Annotated in this window: 16 protein-coding genes and 1 pseudogene; 8 read left to right on the top strand and 9 right to left on the bottom strand. The window is 68.5% G+C overall.

Annotated features, from left to right (window positions below; genetic code table 11):
* Positions 1-79 precede the first annotated feature (79 nt).
* Complete coding sequence (locus tag AB0C30_RS28465) at positions 80-484, bottom strand: hypothetical protein (RefSeq protein ID WP_357950066.1); 405 nt, start codon at positions 482-484, stop codon at positions 80-82.
* A 249-nt stretch (positions 485-733) separates the two neighbouring features.
* Here AB0C30_RS28465 and AB0C30_RS28460 point away from each other — a divergent pair.
* Positions 734-841, top strand: a pseudogene (locus AB0C30_RS28460) (daunorubicin/doxorubicin resistance ABC transporter ATP-binding protein DrrA); the annotation flags it as partial.
* A gap of 153 nt (positions 842-994) precedes the next feature.
* On the opposite strand, the gene AB0C30_RS28455 reads toward AB0C30_RS28460, so the two are convergent.
* The 4 genes from AB0C30_RS28455 to AB0C30_RS28440 all read right to left on the bottom strand — a co-directional run bounded on the left by AB0C30_RS28455 (position 995) and on the right by AB0C30_RS28440 (position 3483).
* A complete protein-coding gene (locus tag AB0C30_RS28455; protein WP_357950064.1) occupies positions 995-1534 on the bottom strand; it encodes a GNAT family N-acetyltransferase in 540 nt (179 codons plus the stop codon).
* A 162-nt stretch (positions 1535-1696) separates the two neighbouring features.
* Positions 1697-1900 (bottom strand): DUF397 domain-containing protein, encoded by a 204-nt coding sequence (locus tag AB0C30_RS28450; protein ID WP_357950061.1) that lies wholly within the window; start codon positions 1898-1900, stop codon positions 1697-1699.
* A gap of 456 nt (positions 1901-2356) precedes the next feature.
* Positions 2357-2593, bottom strand: a complete 237-nt coding sequence (locus tag AB0C30_RS28445) for a DUF397 domain-containing protein (protein WP_357950059.1) — start codon at positions 2591-2593, stop codon at positions 2357-2359.
* Between the two features lie 2 nt (positions 2594-2595).
* Positions 2596-3483 carry a helix-turn-helix transcriptional regulator gene (locus AB0C30_RS28440; RefSeq protein WP_357950056.1) on the bottom strand — a complete coding sequence of 296 codons (888 nt, stop codon included), beginning with the start codon at positions 3481-3483 and terminating at the stop codon, positions 2596-2598.
* Between the two features lie 524 nt (positions 3484-4007).
* On the opposite strand from AB0C30_RS28440, the gene AB0C30_RS28435 reads away from it, so the two are divergent.
* The 6 genes from AB0C30_RS28435 (at position 4008) to AB0C30_RS28410 (ending at position 9676) form a co-directional block, all read left to right on the top strand.
* Entirely contained in the window at positions 4008-4454 is a 447-nt protein-coding gene (locus AB0C30_RS28435; RefSeq protein WP_357950053.1) for an ATP-binding protein, read from the top strand.
* Between the two features lie 632 nt (positions 4455-5086).
* On the top strand, positions 5087-5431 hold the full coding sequence (locus AB0C30_RS28430; RefSeq protein WP_357950051.1) for a PadR family transcriptional regulator: 345 nt from the start codon (positions 5087-5089) through the stop codon (positions 5429-5431).
* On the top strand, positions 5428-6426 hold the full coding sequence (locus AB0C30_RS28425) for a permease prefix domain 1-containing protein (protein WP_357950047.1): 999 nt from the start codon (positions 5428-5430) through the stop codon (positions 6424-6426). The genes AB0C30_RS28430 and AB0C30_RS28425 overlap by 4 nt, the downstream gene beginning before the upstream one ends.
* Complete coding sequence (locus AB0C30_RS28420) at positions 6423-7091, top strand: VC0807 family protein (RefSeq protein WP_357950044.1); 669 nt, start codon at positions 6423-6425, stop codon at positions 7089-7091. The genes AB0C30_RS28425 and AB0C30_RS28420 overlap by 4 nt, the downstream gene beginning before the upstream one ends.
* Positions 7088-7822 carry an SDR family NAD(P)-dependent oxidoreductase gene (locus AB0C30_RS28415; protein WP_357950041.1) on the top strand — a complete coding sequence of 245 codons (735 nt, stop codon included), beginning with the start codon at positions 7088-7090 and terminating at the stop codon, positions 7820-7822. Before AB0C30_RS28420 ends, AB0C30_RS28415 begins: the two co-directional genes overlap by 4 nt.
* 501 nt (positions 7823-8323) lie before the next feature.
* A complete protein-coding gene (locus AB0C30_RS28410; RefSeq protein WP_357950039.1) occupies positions 8324-9676 on the top strand; it encodes a glycoside hydrolase in 1353 nt (450 codons plus the stop codon).
* Between the two features lie 60 nt (positions 9677-9736).
* Here AB0C30_RS28410 and AB0C30_RS28405 read toward each other — a convergent pair whose 3' ends face one another.
* On the bottom strand, positions 9737-10510 hold the full coding sequence (locus AB0C30_RS28405) for an enoyl-CoA hydratase-related protein (protein ID WP_357950037.1): 774 nt from the start codon (positions 10508-10510) through the stop codon (positions 9737-9739).
* A 2-nt stretch (positions 10511-10512) separates the two neighbouring features.
* Positions 10513-11370 carry an NAD(P)-dependent oxidoreductase gene (locus AB0C30_RS28400; RefSeq protein WP_357950035.1) on the bottom strand — a complete coding sequence of 286 codons (858 nt, stop codon included), beginning with the start codon at positions 11368-11370 and terminating at the stop codon, positions 10513-10515.
* Between the two features lie 111 nt (positions 11371-11481).
* Here AB0C30_RS28400 and AB0C30_RS28395 point away from each other — a divergent pair, with 111 nt between their 5' ends.
* On the top strand, positions 11482-13410 hold the full coding sequence (locus AB0C30_RS28395) for an N-acetylmuramoyl-L-alanine amidase (protein WP_357950032.1): 1929 nt from the start codon (positions 11482-11484) through the stop codon (positions 13408-13410).
* Here the strand turns inward: AB0C30_RS28395 and AB0C30_RS28390 are convergent.
* Positions 13373-14269: a MurR/RpiR family transcriptional regulator gene (locus AB0C30_RS28390; protein WP_225292140.1), complete on the bottom strand. Its 897-nt coding sequence runs from the start codon at positions 14267-14269 to the stop codon at positions 13373-13375. The genes AB0C30_RS28395 and AB0C30_RS28390 overlap by 38 nt on opposite strands.
* A 93-nt stretch (positions 14270-14362) precedes the next feature.
* Positions 14363-16945: an alpha-glucan family phosphorylase gene (gene glgP / locus AB0C30_RS28385; protein WP_357950030.1), complete on the bottom strand. Its 2583-nt coding sequence runs from the start codon at positions 16943-16945 to the stop codon at positions 14363-14365.
* Positions 16946-17056 lie beyond the last annotated feature (111 nt).

The raw sequence follows: 17056 nt of genomic DNA, 5'->3' as shown, positions 1-17056 counted from the left end.
CCTGGGACATCACGCCGCCATGTCACGGGGTCCGAAGAGGACCCCGTGACGAGCTGTGGCTGTCGCAGGTCGGCATCCGTCAAGCGGCGTCGAGGGCCTCAGTGATCTTGCGGGCCATCTCGGTCATGGTGGGGCTGGGCGCGCCCTTCTGGGGCCGGCCGGCTGCCTCAATGGCGACGACGACGGTACGGCGGAAGTTGTCGGCCTCTTCCGGAGCCTGCGCCTTGAGCAGGCTCATGGATGCGGTCAGCGCCGGCAGCACCTGGTCGGCGAGCGAGGCCACCGTCTTGCCGTACTTCACGCCCTTGGGCGCCTTGGTGAGCACGTGCCCGACCAGGCCGGTCGCGGAGGTCAGGGCGATGGAGGCCTCGGTGGCGGCTTTGTGGGCCGAGCCGGCGGCACCGGCGGCGGACATCAGGGAGACGGCGCCCCAGCCGGCGGTGCGCAGGGTGAGCTTGTCCTGGTCGTTAAGGGTGATCGACATCGTGTTGTGCTCCTTCAGATCCGTTACGAAGTTCAAGGAACGGACGGAGATCGCACCCGGCCTTGAGGCCGCGATCGCTGAACCGTTCATGGCGTTTACGATCGCCGACCGCTCTGATACCGGGCCGTTGCCGTGCTGACGCGGCCGCTGACACGGCAACGCATGCCTGTCCCGGGGCCGCTGTTAGCGCCGTATCAGCGGCTCCCGGCATCGTCTAGCTCGTCGAACGATGAGGAGACGGCGACGGACGTGATCCGAGCCGAAGGGCTGATCAAGAGGTATGGGGAGACGACCGCGCTGAACGGGGTGGACCTGGAGGTCCCCGTGGGCAAGGTCATCGGCATCCCGGGGCCAAATAGGGGCCGGCAAGTGGGATGATCATGGTGGTTCGAGAGTCAGGCCGGCCTGTGGTGATCAGATGAGGCCGGTACTGGATCTTCTTGAGCTGACGCTTGACGATGCGGACCCGGCCATGGAGGTCAGCCACGACGAAGTCGCCGATCGAGCGTTTCAGCGGCCAGGCACGGCTCGCTCCAACTCGACCAGGGCCAGCGGGGGACCTTCACCGAAGTCGTGGTCGTGAGTCCTGCCGGTCTCGGCGAAGCCATTCTTGGCGTAGAAGCGGCGCGCTTGGGCGGAGTCCCGGAGCGTCCACAGATGCACGTCGTCGTACCCGGCGTCTCGCACTCGGTCCAAGACGGCCATCAACAGGACCTTCGCAATGCCGCTGCCCCAGACGTCCGGGTGGGCGAAGAAGGTATGGATCTCCGCGTGGCCGGGGCGGGAAGTGGAGGCCCCGAACCGGGCGAAGGCCCCCGGCCGCTCGTTCAAGCGCGCCAGCAGGATCGTGTCCATGCCCAGGCCCTTGGCCTCGACCTCGGCCTCGGCCAGAATGCCGTGCCACTTGGTGCGCCGCTCCTCGACCCCGGCCGCAGCGACCTTCGGCGTGCAAAACGGGCCATGCGAGACGCCCCAAGACAGGGCGTGGATCTCGCCGAGGACGTCCCCGTCACCCGGCTCCGCGGGGTGGACCGTGATCGCGTCAGGCATGGCGTAGACACTAACTGGCCTGGCCTGGTCATTCCGCAGCGGAGCCCTCGCCGGAGGCATGATCGAAGCCTTTGCGGCTCCCTGTCAGTACGTGAACGCCCGATCGCCGTAGAGGGCGACCGGGCGTTCATGGCTGCCTGCGGCAAGGACGGATGCCCTTGCTCAGAACTCGCCGTCCCTGGCTCCTGCCAGGAAGGCGGCCCACTCGTCGAGGGTGAAGATCAGCGCCGGCCCCTGCGGGTCCTTGCTGTCGCGAACGGCCACATGGTCGGGAACGAAAGCGACCTGCACACACTGACCGTTCGAGCCGCTGAAACTACTGGTGCGCCATTGGGCACGGGAGAGATCGACTTCCTTCTTCGCCATCCCGCACTCCTCTCACTTGGTGCTCGCAAGCACACAAGCGACCAGATCGCGTGTCGCTTCCGGACTGACCGCCATGGCTTGAAGTCGCTCCAATACGTTCCTATATCGTCGCGCGCTCTACTTCCGTGCGAAATCTCCCAAATATCTCATTCCGCGGAGCAGCCGGGCGGGACGATGCACGTGATCCGAGCCGAAGGGCTGATCAGGAGGTACGGCGAGACGACCGCGCTGGACGGGTGGACCTGGAGATCCCCATGGGCAAGGTCATCGGCATCCTGGGACCGGACGGGGCTGGCAAGCCGACCGTCAAGCCATGACCCCTAAATGGATCACGTCAAACCCCATGCAGGTCGCTGCGGTCCGTCTGTCTGTAGGGCGCGCAAGGAGCCCGCGCAGAGCGCCCGGTCGCCGCAAAAACGACTCGGGCGCTTTTGCTGTTGGTTGTGGAGCGTCCTGCTAGATCAGGTCGAACTGGCCGCCCTTGGTGCCCTTGAGGAAGGCGTGCCACTCGTCAGATGTGAACACGAGTACGGGGCCGTTGCGGTCCTTGGTGTCGCGGACGCCAATGCGGCCCCCGCTCAGAGGGGCGACTTCGACACAGTCGCCACCGGCGTTGCTGTAGCTGCTCTTGCGCCACGCCGCACGGGAGAATTCTGCCTCCATCCCCGCCTCTGTGCCCTTCTGCTTGCTCATTCTCACGCTTCCTTCGCCGCCGAGATGAGTAGATCGCGGGTTCTATCTGGGTCGTCCGCCTTGGCCATTAGATGGTTGAATACCACGTTATACCGGTCTATCAAGGCCGACTCCTCCATATAGAGGCTACCTGATTGACTCTCCTGATAGATCACGTCAGGGTCATTTGCCTCTGGGAAGCCGATGATCACAAAGCCGCCGTCCATGGCTGGGTGTGGCCCTGCCGCAAAGGGAAGCACTTGAAGGGTGACGTTCGGCGTCTCTGACATCTCGATCAGATGGTTTAGCTGGGCCTTCATGGTTTGGCGACTGGCGACGTGCCGTCGGATGACGGCCTCGTTCATGATGGCCCAAAGCCGTAGCGATCCGGTGGTGATTCGCTCTTGCCTGACCCTGCGAAACTCGATCATCCGGTCAACTTCCTCCGGCTTCCAGGGCATCGGGGCCACCCGGAGGTAAGCACGGTAGTAGTCGGCAGTCTGGAGCAGTCCAGGCACGAGTTCGGTGTCGTACCGGCGCAGTTCGGAGGCTTCGGCCTCCAGGCCGACGAAGATCTGAAACCAATCCGGGATGACGTCTACGTACGTATGCCACCATCCTCGTTGCCGAGCTTGACGTGCCAGTTGCAGAAGCTCTTCGCGAGCCTGATCCGTGATCCCGTACACGTCGAGGAGCGCCTTCAGGTCCGGGATGCGAATACCACGCCGTCCCGACTCGATGCGGCTTACCCATGATTGGTCGTATTCGAGCTGGATGGCTACCGCTTCCGACGTTAGTCCCGATTCTTTGCGCAAGCGGCGCAGCTCGCTGGCAAGGCGTCGGCGCCTCACTGTGGGGCTACTCCCGGCGGCCATATTCACCTCGACGTTAAGTGTTTGCTCCTTGCGCAATCAGAGTTCCGCACCCCGTGGCTACATGCAAGTGACAAATCAAGATGGCATCTTGCCAATCGTCGATGCCCATCGGCACTATGGTAGCGCCAACAGCCAGGGAGTCGCCCGTGGAGTAGCAGCTGAGCGGGCAAATCATTCCATTTCATGATTACGAAATGCGATGAATTGCCCACTTGGGGCAATTCGCGGCGAAGCTCGTGGGCAACCGGTACGGAGTTCAAGGACACAGTCGCGCTCACCCCGAAGCGAGGTGCTGGCATGCGTACCTTCGATCACGATGAGGAACAATTCATTCACTTAATGCGATTGACGTGGGATCTGGCTCAGCTCGGGGTGGCGCTGGCGATGCAGTGGCCTCGAAGGCACGAGCCGTTCATTTCCATCCCTCGGGCGCGGGGCGCTTTGCGGGTGCGGGCTGCGTTGAGGGGTGAGGACTGGGTCTTCACCTGGGGTCACGGTCAGGGTCGGTGGGTGGCTGCGTACGACGAGGACGCGGTTGCACGGGTCTGGGAGGAGGCGCAGTGACGGAGCGGTTTCGGGGCGAGATGGTGTTCCCCGGCGATGCCTGGGTGGTGCCGGTGGCTCGTCGCAGCGTCGCGGCGATCCTGCTGGGTGCGGGTCATCGGGACGCGGACAACGCGCGGTTGATCGTCAGCGAGTTGGTCGCGAACGCCATTCAGCACACGGCCTCGGGTCGTGGTGGCGGCCTCGTCGCGGTGGATGTCGTCGGCTTCGGTACCGACGTGGCTCGGATCGAGGTGACCGATGACGGGGCCCGCACCATTCCGTGTCCGCGCGTGTCCGATGACCTGGACTCTCGCGGGCGGGGCCTGAGGCTGGTGGAGCAGATTTCGACCACATGGGGTATGCGACGGCTGGGCTCTGGCCACCTCACGGTCTGGGCGGAGTTCGCCACGGTGATGTGCGAGGCGACCGGCAATGCTCTGACGCGAGAGATCGGGGCGTGAGCTGGATGGTTCGATGGGATTTTCCGCCGCACTGCGAATCGCCGCACATTCCCACTCGGCCGGAATACAAACCGCTGTTGTGGATGCCGCCGCATGAGGGCGAGCCTGAAGCGCGGGTGTTGCGGTGGACCTGCGACTGTCAGCCGGTCGCGTACGAGCTGGTCGCGCTCGGCGGGGTGCGCTACATCCGTCGCACAATGAGCGTCAGGGGAAAAGGGTGGTTCATGAGACAGATCGCTGGATAGACGAGGTTGCGGACGCTTTCTGGAGCTCTCTGCTTTTTGGCCATGTGCGATAGCCGCCGCAGAAATACCTGCTAATCCCCTATGGCCAACGAATGACAATTTGTCTGGAAGCAAACCAGTGGCGAAGCGCGCGCGGGCGGAGCCCGCGCTCAGGGGGGCGTCTGAGCGAAGCGAGGGCCGTGCAGTGCGCGCAAGCGCCAAGGAAGAACGCCGAGTCTTCAAAGCGCGAAGCGCCGATCGGCGAGCCCTTTGTGAACGCCTGTCGGCGATGTCAGCGGTGGGGCTGGTCCAAGCGGCTGTGATGCGCCTGGCGCCATAGCCGGAGGCAGGTGCAGCACATCGTTGTGGCCTAGACGATACTGTGTGACGCACACTATCGTGTCCGATGTGAACGAGTCCGAATTGCTCGATGCGCACCGGCAAGAGCTGCGCCGTGGCTCCGTGGTGCTGGCCAGTCTCCTGGCCTTGCGGACGCCGGGGTACGGCTACGGCCTGCTGGAAGCGCTTGATCGCGCGGGGGTGCCGGTCGCGGCCAACACCCTCTACCCGTTGCTGCGCCGGTTGGAGAGCCAAGGTCTGCTGACCAGCGAGTGGGACACCAGTGAGGCCCGTCCGCGCAAGTTCTACCGCACCAGCCAGGACGGCATCCGCCTCGCTCGGGCACTGCTGCGTGAGTGGCAGGGGATCGACAAGGCCCTCACCCGCCTGGAGATCGAAGGGCAGGAACTGTGACCACTTCGCTGACCGACCGCTATGTCGCCCACACCGTACGACACTTACCCGAGAGGCACCGCCGCGAGATCGAGCGCGAGCTGCGTGCCGCGATCGCCGACGACATCGAGGCCCGCACCGCCCACGGCGAGGCGCCGGCCGATGCCGAGTACGCGGCGTTACGCGAGCTGGGCGACCCCGCACACCTGGCCGCCCGCTACGTTCACCGGGCCATGGCCCTCATCGGCCCCGACACCTACCCCGGCTATGTCCACGCACTGCGCGTGGCGTGCTGGTCGGTGCTGCCGGCCCTGTACGTCGTCCTGGCCCTCGTCCTGCGGGCCCACGGCGAGAACGCGTGGACGGCGATCTTCCGCCCTATCGGGATCACGCTGACCGTGGCGATGTACCTCGTGGTCGGCGTGACCGCCCTGTTCGCCATCGCCGATCGCCAGCGCGGCGCCCACCCCGAGACCACCGAACCCATCGAGCCCTGGACGCCGGACCGGTTGGTCACGATCGAGAATCCGCGACCGGCGCGCTGGAGCGACCTGATCGTCGAGGTCGTCCTGGCCGTCGTGCTGATCGCCGCGCTGTTCGCGCAGCGGGTGCTCTCGCCGGTGACCACCGCGGACGGCGCGTCCGTGCCGATCGTCAACCCCGGGCTCTGGGCCTTCTGGGTTCCCTACTTCATCGCCGTCACCGTGCTGGCTCTCGTCGTCAGAGCCGTGACTTTCCGGCTGCGCCAGTGGAGTCCCGCCACGGCCGTGGCCGCCACGGCGCTCACACTCGCGGGCACCGTACCGCTCGCCTGGCTGTTCTGGCAGGCTCAGGTGCTCAACCACGCCCTCACCCAGGACACGGGCGACCTCGCCACGCCGGGCAGCTGGATCGCCTGGCTCGCCGTTCTCGTCCTCGCCCTCGTCACCACCGGCTCCCTCTTCCGGGCCTGGCGACCGCGCAGCGGCGGCGGCGAGGTCGACTCGATTGCCTTGCAGGTGGGGGCACAGAGATGACCGCACCTGCCACCACAGGCGGCAAACCGCCTGACCCGCGACGCGAGGTCGTCATCAACCTCGTCCTCAACGTGGCGGCCCCGCTCGCGATCTTCTACGGCCTACGCGCCGCCGGTGTCGGCCAGTGGCTCGCGCTAGCCCTGGGGGTGGTACCGCCGGGGGTTCGAGCGGTGTGGACCGTGACCAAGCGGAGGCGGGTCGACGGGCTCGCCGTGTTCACCCTGAGCATCCTTGTGCTCAGCGTCGCGGTGTCGTTCCTCACCGGCAGCACGCGCTTCCTGCTGGCCAAGGACGGCTGGATGACCGCCGTCGCGGGACTGTGGATGCTCGCGACACTGCCGCGTACGCCCTTCTACCACCAGGCCATTTGCTCGTTCACCACCGGAGCCACCCACGAACGCGCCGAGATCGCGTGGCGTGACTCACCGGCCTTCCGGCACATGATGCGGGTGGCGACCGCGATCTGGGGCGTCGGGCTGGTGCTGGACGCCGGAGTACGGGTGGTGCTGGCGTACACACTCCCCGTGGACCGGGTGCCGCTGGTCAGCGGGCTGCAGTACGTGGCGGTGTTCGTCGCCCTCGAGGTGAGCAGCCAGATCTACCTGCGGCGCGCGGGCGCGCGCGTCGACATCGAGACCGGGCAGGAACGGGAGGTGTCCTCATGACTACCGTGGTGCTGATCACCGGAGGAGCCAGCGGCATCGGCGCCGCGGTGGCCAGGCGCTTCGCCCGGGCCGGGGCCCGCGTGGTGATCGCGGACCTCGACGAGGTGGCGGGCCCGGCCGTCGCCGCCGAGGTCGGCGGCGTGTTCGTGCCGGCGGATGTCGCTCGCGAGCGGGACAACCACATCGCCGTCGAGGCCGCGGTGAACGCCTTCGGCAGGCTCGACATCGTGCATCTCAACGCCGGGACGGGCGGCGCCGGTGGCGCCGGCGACGACTTCGACCTCGACTGCTATCGCCGCATCATCGCGGTCAACATCGACGGCACCATGTTCGGCATCCGCGCGGCTCTGCCGGCGCTGGTCTCGGCGGGCGGCGGCGCCATCGTGGTGACTTCGAGCCTCGCCGGCATCGCGCCCAACCCGTTCGACCCCGTCTACTCCGCCAGTAAGCACGCCATCATCGGGCTGGTACGGTCACTCGCGCCCGCCCTGACCGAATCCGGTGTGACCATCAACGCCGTCTGCCCGGGTTTCGTCGACACACCGATGCTCGCCGGTATCCGCGACCACGTTCTCAGTAGCCACCTCGCCATCGCCGACCCGGACGAAGTCGCCGACGCGGTCCAAACCCTCACCCGACACGGCGCGACCGGCGAAGCCTGGATAGTGCAGGCCGGCCAACCACCGACACCGGTGACGTTTCCGGCGATCGACCTCAGCAGCACCGGCTGACGGAACACCCGGCCCCTCAACACGATCGACCTCAGCAGCACCAGCTGATGGCACACCTGGGCCCTCAACCTGCTACGCGATACCTCCTCGGCGGAGCGCGCCGTTGCCGGACGGTGGTGGCGATCCCGCCCCGGGCCGCCACCTGCCACGCGATGATTACCAACGCCGGAGCGGACAGCGTCCGGCCGGTCAGTGGGCCGCCACTCTCCAGGGAGTCTCGTCTGTCATGCGTCTCTGGCAGGCCCAGCTAACCAGTGGCGAAGCGCGTGCGGGCGGAGCCCGCGCTCAGGGGGCGTCTGAGCGAAGGGAAGGCCGTGCAGTGCGCGTAAGCGCCAAAGGAAGGACGCCGAGCTTCTAAGCGCGAAGCGCCGATCGGCGAGCCCTTTGTGGACGGGTGGGCAGCAGGCGGCCGACCACCGAAGAGGTTGACGAAGGGGCGGTGGGTGTTTACGGTTCCGGGGGCGAAACTATCACGAAGGTTCCGAAAGTTTCGGAGGCGGCATGTTACGAGGCGTTGTCGCGATCACTCTGCTCGGTCTACCCATCATCCAGGCCCCGGCCCTGGCGGATCCCCCGGCGATCACCGTGCGCGAGCGCGTTCGGCATCAGCACATCGACGGGTTCGGGATCTCCCAGGCGTTCCGCCGCAACGAGCTGGTCAAGGCGCTCGGTGAGGGGCAGCGGCGCGAGATCCTCGACCTGTGGTTCAACCGCGACAAGGGCGCCGGGCTCAGCATTCTGCGGCTCGGCATCGGCTCCGCTCCCGTGGGCAGCCCGTACGACCAGATGGTCTCCATCCAGCCGGAAGACCCGGGCGGGCCGGACGCGCCGCCCAAGTACGTGTGGGACGACAAGGACAACAGCCAGGTCTGGGTGGCGAAGGCGGCCAAGGGGTACGGGGTCGAGCGGTTCTACGCCGACGCCTGGAGCGCGCCCGCCTACATGAAGGACAACGGCGACGACAAGAACGGCGGCACGCTCAAGCCGGAGTGGCGGCAAGCCTATGCCCGCTACCTGGTGCAATACGCGAAGTTCTACGCCCGTGAGGGCATCAGAATCACCGACCTCGGCTTCACCAACGAGCCTGACTGGACGGCGACGTACGCCTCCATGCGGTTCACCCCGCAGCAGGCCGCCGAGTTCGTCAAGGTGCTCGGCCCGATCGCCAAGGGCGTGAAGGGTCTCAAGGTGGCCTGCTGTGACTCCTTCGGCTGGACCGAGGCCAAGGCGTACACGGCCGCCATCGAGGCCGACCCCGAGGCCCGCCGCTGGGTGAAGACGCACACCGGGCACACGTACGCCAGCCCAGTGGACGGACCGCTGCCGACCAGCGGAAACACCTGGATGTCTGAGTGGAACCCCAACGGCTCCACCTGGGACGAGAGCTGGGACGACGGCAGCGGCTACGACGGCTTCACGATCGCACAGGCCGTCCATGACGCGCTCACGCTCGGCAACGTCAGCGGCTACGTCTACTGGCTGGGCGCCTCGCGCGGCGCCACGCGGGCGTTGCTCCAGATCGACGAGGCCGCGGGTACGTATCACGTCTCCAAGCGGCTGTGGGCGCTGGCGGCGTACAGCCGGTTCATCCGGCCGGGGGCGGTACGGGTGGACGCGGCGGCGGCCGATCCGGCGCTGAAAGTTTCAGCGTTCCGCAACCCCGACGGCTCCCAGGTGGTCGAGGTGCTCAACACCGGCACCGCCGCCGTGACGTGGCACGGTGTGTACGGCCGGGCCACCGCGTACGTGACCGACAACGCCAACGCGCTCGACGCGAGTCCGGTCACCGGTGGGACCGTGGTCCTCCAGCCCCGGGCACTCACGACCGTCGTCATCCCAGGCCGCCACGCCTAAGCCCGAAGCGGCCACTCGCCGCCGGCCGACGGCGAGTGGCCGATGGCGAGTGGCTGTCCGTCAGCGGCCGGTGAACTTCGGTTCGGCTTTGTCCGTGAACGCCCGCATCCCGATCTTGGCATCGTCCGTCGCGAACAGACCCGAGAACTGCAGCCGCTCGATCTCCAGCCCCGTATCCAGATCGACCTCCACCCCTTGGTCCACCGCCTGCTTGGCGGCCCGCAGCGCCACCGCGGGCCCGCCTGTGAAGGTCCCCGCCCAGGCCAGCGCCGCCGCGTACACCTCCTCGTCCGGCACCACCCGATCCACCAGCCCGATCGACAGCGCCTCGGCGGCCGGCACGTGGCGGCCTGAGTAGATGAGTTCCTTGGCCCGCGCGGGGCCGATCAGGCGGGGCAGGCGCTGGGTGCCGCCCGCGCCGGGGATGAGGCCGAGCTGGATCTCCGGCTGGCCCAGCTTGGCCGACTCGCCGGCCACCCGGAAGTCGGCGCACAGGGCCAGCTCGCAGCCGCCGCCCAGCGCGTAGCCGGTGACGGCGGCGATGACGGGCTTGCCGATGGCGGCCACCGCGGTGAAGCAGCCCTGGAGCCCGCGGGAGTGGGCGGCCATGTCGGCGTAGGACATGACGACCATTTCCTTGATGTCGACGCCGGCCGCGAAGACCCGCTCGCCGCCGTAGACGACGACGGCGCGCACTTCGGGATCGGCGTCGACGGCTCGGGCGGCTTCGCCGAGCTCGTGCTGCATCTGGCCGTTGAGGGCGTTCATCTTGGGACGGTCAAGCCGGATCGTGGCGATCTGGTCGGCCACTTCAACGCGTACGAAATCACCCATGCTCAGGACATTACAAGCTGCTGGCGCCGGACCAAGTCCAGTAGATCGGTACGCGGCGTCCAGCCGAGCAGCGAGTGGAGGCGGCGGGTGTCGGCCAGTGAGTCGCCGGGCTCCTCGAGCGGGGCGGGCACGACGTCGAAGGTGAGATCGGCTCCGGTCACCGTGGCGACCGCCTCCGCCATGGCCCGCAGGGTGTGGCCGCGGCCCGTGCCGAGGTTCACGATGCCGGGCGCGCCGATGAGCTCGATCATCGCGCGGGCGGCCTGGCGTACGTCGGTGACATCCCGCGTACGGTCGAGCGAGCCGAGCACGCGCAAAGGACGGCCCTCCTGGGCGGCGCGTAACCAGATCGACAGCGCCATGTCGGGCCGCTGCCCCTCCCCCGCGACGGTGAACGGCCGGACGATCGTGATGTCAGGGCGGTCGAGGCAGAGCCGTTCGAGGGCGACCTTGCTCGTGGCGTAGCCGCCGGCGGGGCGGACCGGGTCGGACTCCGCGCTGGGCCGGCCGTGGGACGCTCCGCCGTACACGGAACTGGAGGAGGTGATCAGGAGCGGGACGCCGGGTGGCGTGAGGGCCAGCACCCGCGCGCCCGCGAGCACGTTGTCCCGATGGCGCCGCCAGGCGATCCCGGGAGCGGCGTCGCGTACGCCCGCGCAGCCGGCCAGGTGGTAGACCTCGTCCGCGCCGGAGAAGGCCCCCGGCTCCAGGTCCAGCAGGTCGGCCTTGATCACGGTGAGTCCGGGTTGTTCCTCGACAGGCAGGCGGTCGATGGCGATGACCGGAGAGCCGGACGCGAGCAGGGCCGACGTCAGCGCGCGGCCGATGAACCCGGCGGCACCGGTCACGATCGACGTCACCCGCCCCACCATAGGGCGTGATGTCCTGAAAAATGTCTTCGCAAAGCTCTCGCCGAAGAAGGAAAATGTTGAGACGCTGACTCCGATATTCCCCCAGTCGAGGAGCAGTAGATGCGCAGAGCACTGGCGATCGCGGTGGTCGCCTTGCTGCCATTAGTCAACATGACGGCCGCGGCCGGCACCACTGCCGAACAACCCCCGGATCGGCAGGCGGCGTTCGCCGCGGCCGCCAAGGAGTTCCAGGTTCCGGAGAGCGTCCTGCTCGGTGTCTCCTATCTGGAGTCGCGCTGGGACGCCCACGCCGGGCAGCCCAGCAACGACGCCGGATTCGGCCCCATGCACCTGACCGACGCCGCCGCCTTCACCGGGTCCAACCACCACGGCGAGGGTGAGGAGGACGCGCGCGGTGACGAGGCCAGGCCGTTAGCCCCGGTCGCGACGGCGGTCGCGCCCACCGAGGTCCCGGCCTCGCTCAAGACCATGGAGAAGGCCGCCCAGCTGACCGGCGCGAGCCACGAGGCGCTCCGGTCCGACGCCGCCACGAACATCAGGGGCGGCGCGGCGCTGCTGGCCGACTACCAGAAGTCGATCGGCGCGCCGCTGAGCGCGGACCCGGCCCAGTGGTACGGGGCGGTCGCCAAATACTCCGGCGCCGACGAGTCCGAGGCGGCCAAGGTCTTCGCCGACGAGGTCTACAGCACGATCGAGGACGGCGCCGAGCGGGTCACCGACGACGGGCAGCAGGTCAAGCTCACGCCGATCCCCGGCCTGGAGCGGATCGAGAAGTGGCTGGAGAAGCTCGGCCTGCGGCCGCCGCGCCGTGACGGTGTCGAGTGCCCGAGGTCGATCTCCTGCGAGTGGATCCCGTCGGCCTACGCGCAGAAGCCGAACGGCGACTATGGCCACTACGACCTGGCCAACCGGCCCGTCAGCCAGAAGATCCAGTACATCGTCATCCATGACATGGAGGGCTACTTCCTCCCGTCGATCAAGCTGAACCAGGACGTCAACTACGGCGCGAGCTGGCAGTACTCGGTGCGCTCCACCGACGGCCACATCGCCCAGCACGTCAAGGGCAAGGACGTCGCCTGGCAGGCCGGCAACTGGTACATCAACGCCAAGTCGATCGGCATCGAGCACGAGGGCTTCCTGGCCGAGGGCAGCACCTGGTACACCGAGGCGATGTACCGCTCGTCCGCCAAGCTCGTGCGCTACCTGGCGGCCAGGTACGACGTGCCGCTGGACCGGGCGCACATCCTGGGCCACGACAACGTGCCGGGCACGCTGCCGACCACGGTGCGGGGCATGCACGAGGACCCGGGTCCGTTCTGGGATTGGAAGCACTACTTCGACCTGATCGGCGCGCCGCTGCATGGTTTCGGCGGCCCCAAGGCGGGCTCCATCATGATCAGGCCCGACTTCGCCACCAACAAGCCGTACTTCTACGGCTGCGACCGCAAGAACCCGGAGGCCGCCTGCCCGCCGCTCCCCGCCGGGACCGTGTGGCTGCGCACCGAGCCGCGTGACGACGCGCCGCTGATCAAGGACATCGGCAAGCACCCGACGGGCACCAACGACTCGCTGTACAGCGTGTACGACCACAGCGCCAGGGCGAGCACCGGCCAGCGGTTCGCCGTCGCCGACCGGCAGGGCGACTGGACCGCGATCTGGTACCTCGGCCAGAAGAGCTGGTTCTACAACCCGCGCTCCGCGCCGACCGCCGTCCCGTCCGCGGGCCTGGTGGTCACGCCCAGGCCGGGTCTGGCGACCGTCCCGGTGTACGGCAGGGCCTACCCGGAGCAGGAGGCATACCCGGCCGACATCCCGTACCAGGCGGTGACCCCGCTGCAGTACACGTTCTCGGCCGGCGAGAAGTACACCCTGGCCGGGAACGCGGCCACCGAGTATTACCGGGCGGTCACCTTCGACGAGGCCGGCCACAAGGTGGTCAAGGGCAAGACGAAGTACCTGCAGATCCAGTTCGGGCACCGGGTGATGTTCGTCAAGGCTGACGACGTGCGGGTGTCGCTCGCCTGGTGAACTCCTTGACGGCGCGCCTGGTGCTCTGCAACGCCTCCTGAGAGGAGTCGAAGGTGCGCTGGGCGACGCCGACGAACACGCAGTCGACGACGAGGAGCTGGCTGATCCGGCTGGCCAGGGCGCCGGGACGGAACTCCGTCTCGCGCCCGGCCGAGATCAGCACGTGTTCGGCCAGCTCCGCGATCGACGAGCGGGGGTTGTTGGTGATGGCGACGGTCGTCGCGCCGGCCTCCCCCGCCCTCGACAGCGGTTCGAGCACGTCGGGCGTCTCGCCCGACGTGCTGATGCCGATCGCCACGTCGCCGGGCTTGAGCAGCACGGCGCTGGTCAGCGCCAGGTGGGCGTCCTGGAAGGCGTGGCTGGACAGGCCGATGCGCAGCAGCTTCTGCGCCACGTCCTCGGCGACCAGACCCGAGGCGCCCACGCCGTAGGCGTCCACCCGCCGGGCGCCGACGATCGCGTCGACGACCAGGCCAAGGCGCTCCGAGGTGAGCTGGGCGACCGTGTCGTTGATCGCCTCCGACTCGGCCCTGGCCACCTTCTGGATGACCTCCGACAGCGGATCGTCGGGCGCCAGGTCACCTGGCACCAGCCGGTCCGGCTGGGCGGCCGCCGCGGCCAGGGCGAGGCGCAGCTGCGGGTAGCCGGCGAAGCCCAGGAGCCTGGCCGTACGTACGATCGTCGCCTCGCTGGTGCCCGAGGCGGCGGACAGCTCGGTGATCGTGCTCCGGGCCACCGTCGCCGGATCTTCCAGGATGAGCCGGGCGACGGTCTGCGCGGCCGGAGTCAGGGACGGGAGCACGCCGCGGACCGTCGCCACCAGAGTGTCTGCCCGCAGGCCGTTCGCGCTGTCGTCCACGGTCTCGATTATGACGCTCCTCCAGCGTTTTCCCTATTGCACGGCCCACCCAGCCCAATCACCACGACCCACCCCGCCCGTTCGTTACTACGTTCAGCGGAGCATGCCGTTCGTCATCCCCGCGGGCTCCTCGGGAACGGCGATGAGGCCGAGCTCGGCGCGGCAGGCGGCCAGCGGGTGGTGCGGGACCGCCCGGACCGTGTAGCCGAACGCGCCGGTACGGTCCAGCGGCACCTCACCCACGTAGTGGGCCCGGCCGTCGTCGTCGGCGCCCTCGGTCCGCAGCTCGACGTAGGCCGGGTGGATCAGCTCGTCGTGCGGCCCGACCCGGCCGTAAGCGGCCTCGACCAGGATGTCACCCGGCTCCAGGTCGCCGAGCGCGACGGTGGCGCGTATTTCGAGCGCCGCGCCGACCTCGGGCGCGTCCCCGACGCCCGACGACTCCACGTGCTCGACCCGGACGCCCGGCCAGGCCCGCGTGACGCGGACGCGCCAGGCCGCGAACGACTTGGCCCCGGCGGAGGAGTCGGCCTCCAGCGCGCGGGCGGCCCGCGCGGCGGGCAGGTAGAGGCCGACCACGTAGTCGCGCAGCATCCGGCCCGCGAGCACCTTGGGGCCGAGCGAGGTGAGCGTGTGCTTGACCATCTCCAGCCAGCGGCGCGGCAGCCCGTCACCGGCCCGGTCGTAGAAGCGGTCGGCCACCTCGTTCTCGATCAGGTCGTAGAGGGCGGCGGCCTCCAGCTCGTCGCGCCGGTCGGGATCGGTCACCCCGTCGGCTGTGGGGATGGCCCAGCCGTTGGTGCCGTCGTACCACTCGTCCCACCAGCCGTCGCGGATCGACAGGTTGAGCCCGCCGTTCAGCGCCGACTTCATGCCCGAGGTGCCGGACGCCTCCAGCGGCCGGAGCGGGTTGTTCAGCCACACGTCACAGCCCTGGACGAGCAGCTGGCCGAGCGCCATGTCGTAGTCGGGCAGGAACACGATGCGGTGCCGCACGTCGGGCCGGTCGGCGAACTTGACAATCTGCTGGATCAGCTTCTTGCCGCCCTCGTCGGCGGGGTGGGCCTTGCCCGCGATCACGATCTGGACCGGCTTGTCGGCGTCGAGCAGCAGGTCCGACAGGCGCTTGGCGTCGCGCAGCATGAGCGTGAGCCGCTTGTAGGACGGCACGCGCCGGGCGAACCCGATCGTCAGCACGTCGGGGTCGAGCACGTCGTCGATCCAGCCGAGCTCGGCGTCGGAGGCACCGCGGTCGCGCCACGCCTTGCGCAGCCTGACCCTGGCCCCCTCGACGAGCCGGCGCCGGAGCGTACCCCGGATGTCCCAGAGGTCCGAGTCGGGGACCTTCTGGACGCCCTCCCAGCCGCGCGCCCGCTCGATCAGCGAGGGCAGCTCGCGGCCGGCCAGCTCCATGAGCTCGCGGCCGACCCAGGTGGGTGCGTGGACGCCGTTGGTGATCGAGCCGATCGGCACCTCGTCGACGTCGAAGCCGGGCCACAGGCTCTTGAACATCTCGCGGCTGACCGCGCCGTGCAGCACGGAGACGCCGTTGACGCGCTGGGCCAGCCGCATGCCCATGATCGCCATGTTGAACCGGCCGGGCTGGTCCTCGGCGCCCAGCGCGAGGATGCGTTCGACGGGCACGGTCGGCCAGGCGTTGTCGCCGCCGAACTGGCGCTCGATCATGTCGACGGGGAACCTGTCGATGCCCGCGGGCACCGGTGTGTGCGTGGTGAAGACCGTGCCCGCGCGTACGGCCTCCAGCGCCTCGTCGAAGGAGAGGCGGGACTCGGTCAGCTCGCGGATGCGTTCGAGGCCGAGGAAGCCGGCGTGGCCCTCGTTGGTGTGGAACACCTCGGGCTCGGCGTGCCCGGTGATGCGGCAGTACGCGCGGATCGCCCGTACGCCGCCGACGCCCAGGAGCAGCTCCTGCAGCAGCCGGTGGTCGGTGCCGCCGCCGTAGAGGCGGTCGGTGACGTCGCGGGCCGCGGCGTCGTTGTCGGCCACGTCGGAGTCGAGGAGCAGCAGCGGCACCCGGCCCACCTGGGCCACCCAGATCTGCGCGTGCAGCACCCGCTCACCGGGCAGGGAGATGCGGATCTTGACGGGGGTGCCGTCCTCCTCCTTCAGGAGGGTCAGCGGCAGGCCGCCCGCGTCGAGTGACGGGTAGTGCTCCAGCTGCCAGCCCTCTGGCGAAAGCGACTGGGTGAAGTAGCCGTGGCGATACAGCAGGCCGACCGCGAGGATCGGCACCCCGAGATCGCTGGCGGTCTTGAGGTGGTCGCCGGCCAGGATGCCCAGGCCGCCGGAGTATTGAGGGAGTGCGGCGGCGATGCCGTACTCGGGGGAGAAGTAGGCGATGGCGCTCGCGGCGTCGGGCAGCGTCTGATACCAACGCGGCGCGGTGATGTATTCGCGCAGGTCGTCGGCGGCATCGGCGAGACGGCGCAGGAATCGGCGGTCGGCGGCCAGCTCGGCCAGCCTGGCGTGGTCGACGGCGCCCAGGAGGGCGACGGGGTCGTGCCCTACCTGCTCCCAGAGACGCGGGTCGACCTCGGCGAAGAGGTCGGTCGTCTCCGGGTGCCATGACCAGCGCAAGTTGTGCACGAGCTCGCCGAGGGCGGCCAACTCCGCGGGCAGGACAGTGCGGACGGTGAACCGGCGGATTGCTCTCACGTTTTCGAACCCTATGGGCTAGGAGGGACCTCTCAGTCCCTCACCTTCGGCAAGGCCGTTCAAACCCCTTCCGAGAAGAAGCATGAAGAGGAAATATTGGGGCAACTTCCA

The sequence above is a fragment of the Nonomuraea sp. NPDC048901 genome, assembly GCF_040649695.1.
In the GTDB taxonomy this organism is placed as follows: domain Bacteria; phylum Actinomycetota; class Actinomycetes; order Streptosporangiales; family Streptosporangiaceae; genus Nonomuraea.
Note: the sequence above shows the minus strand (reverse complement) of the source record. Positions and strands in the feature narration are given on the sequence as shown.

Excerpts from the sequence above, each read along its gene's own strand:
- AB0C30_RS28455 (WP_357950064.1), bottom strand. The coding sequence starts at position 1,534 with ATGCCTGACGCGATCACGGTCCACCCCGCGGAGCCGGGTGACGGGGAC.
- AB0C30_RS28420 (WP_357950044.1), top strand. The coding sequence starts at position 6,423 with ATGACCGCACCTGCCACCACAGGCGGCAAACCGCCTGACCCGCGACGC.
- AB0C30_RS28450 (WP_357950061.1), bottom strand. The coding sequence starts at position 1,900 with ATGGCGAAGAAGGAAGTCGATCTCTCCCGTGCCCAATGGCGCACCAGT.
- AB0C30_RS28405 (WP_357950037.1), bottom strand. The coding sequence starts at position 10,510 with ATGGGTGATTTCGTACGCGTTGAAGTGGCCGACCAGATCGCCACGATC.
- AB0C30_RS28445 (WP_357950059.1), bottom strand. The coding sequence starts at position 2,593 with ATGAGCAAGCAGAAGGGCACAGAGGCGGGGATGGAGGCAGAATTCTCC.
- AB0C30_RS28395 (WP_357950032.1), top strand. The coding sequence starts at position 11,482 with ATGCGCAGAGCACTGGCGATCGCGGTGGTCGCCTTGCTGCCATTAGTC.
- AB0C30_RS28465 (WP_357950066.1), bottom strand. The coding sequence starts at position 484 with ATGTCGATCACCCTTAACGACCAGGACAAGCTCACCCTGCGCACCGCC.
- AB0C30_RS28410 (WP_357950039.1), top strand. The coding sequence starts at position 8,324 with ATGTTACGAGGCGTTGTCGCGATCACTCTGCTCGGTCTACCCATCATC.
- AB0C30_RS28415 (WP_357950041.1), top strand. The coding sequence starts at position 7,088 with ATGACTACCGTGGTGCTGATCACCGGAGGAGCCAGCGGCATCGGCGCC.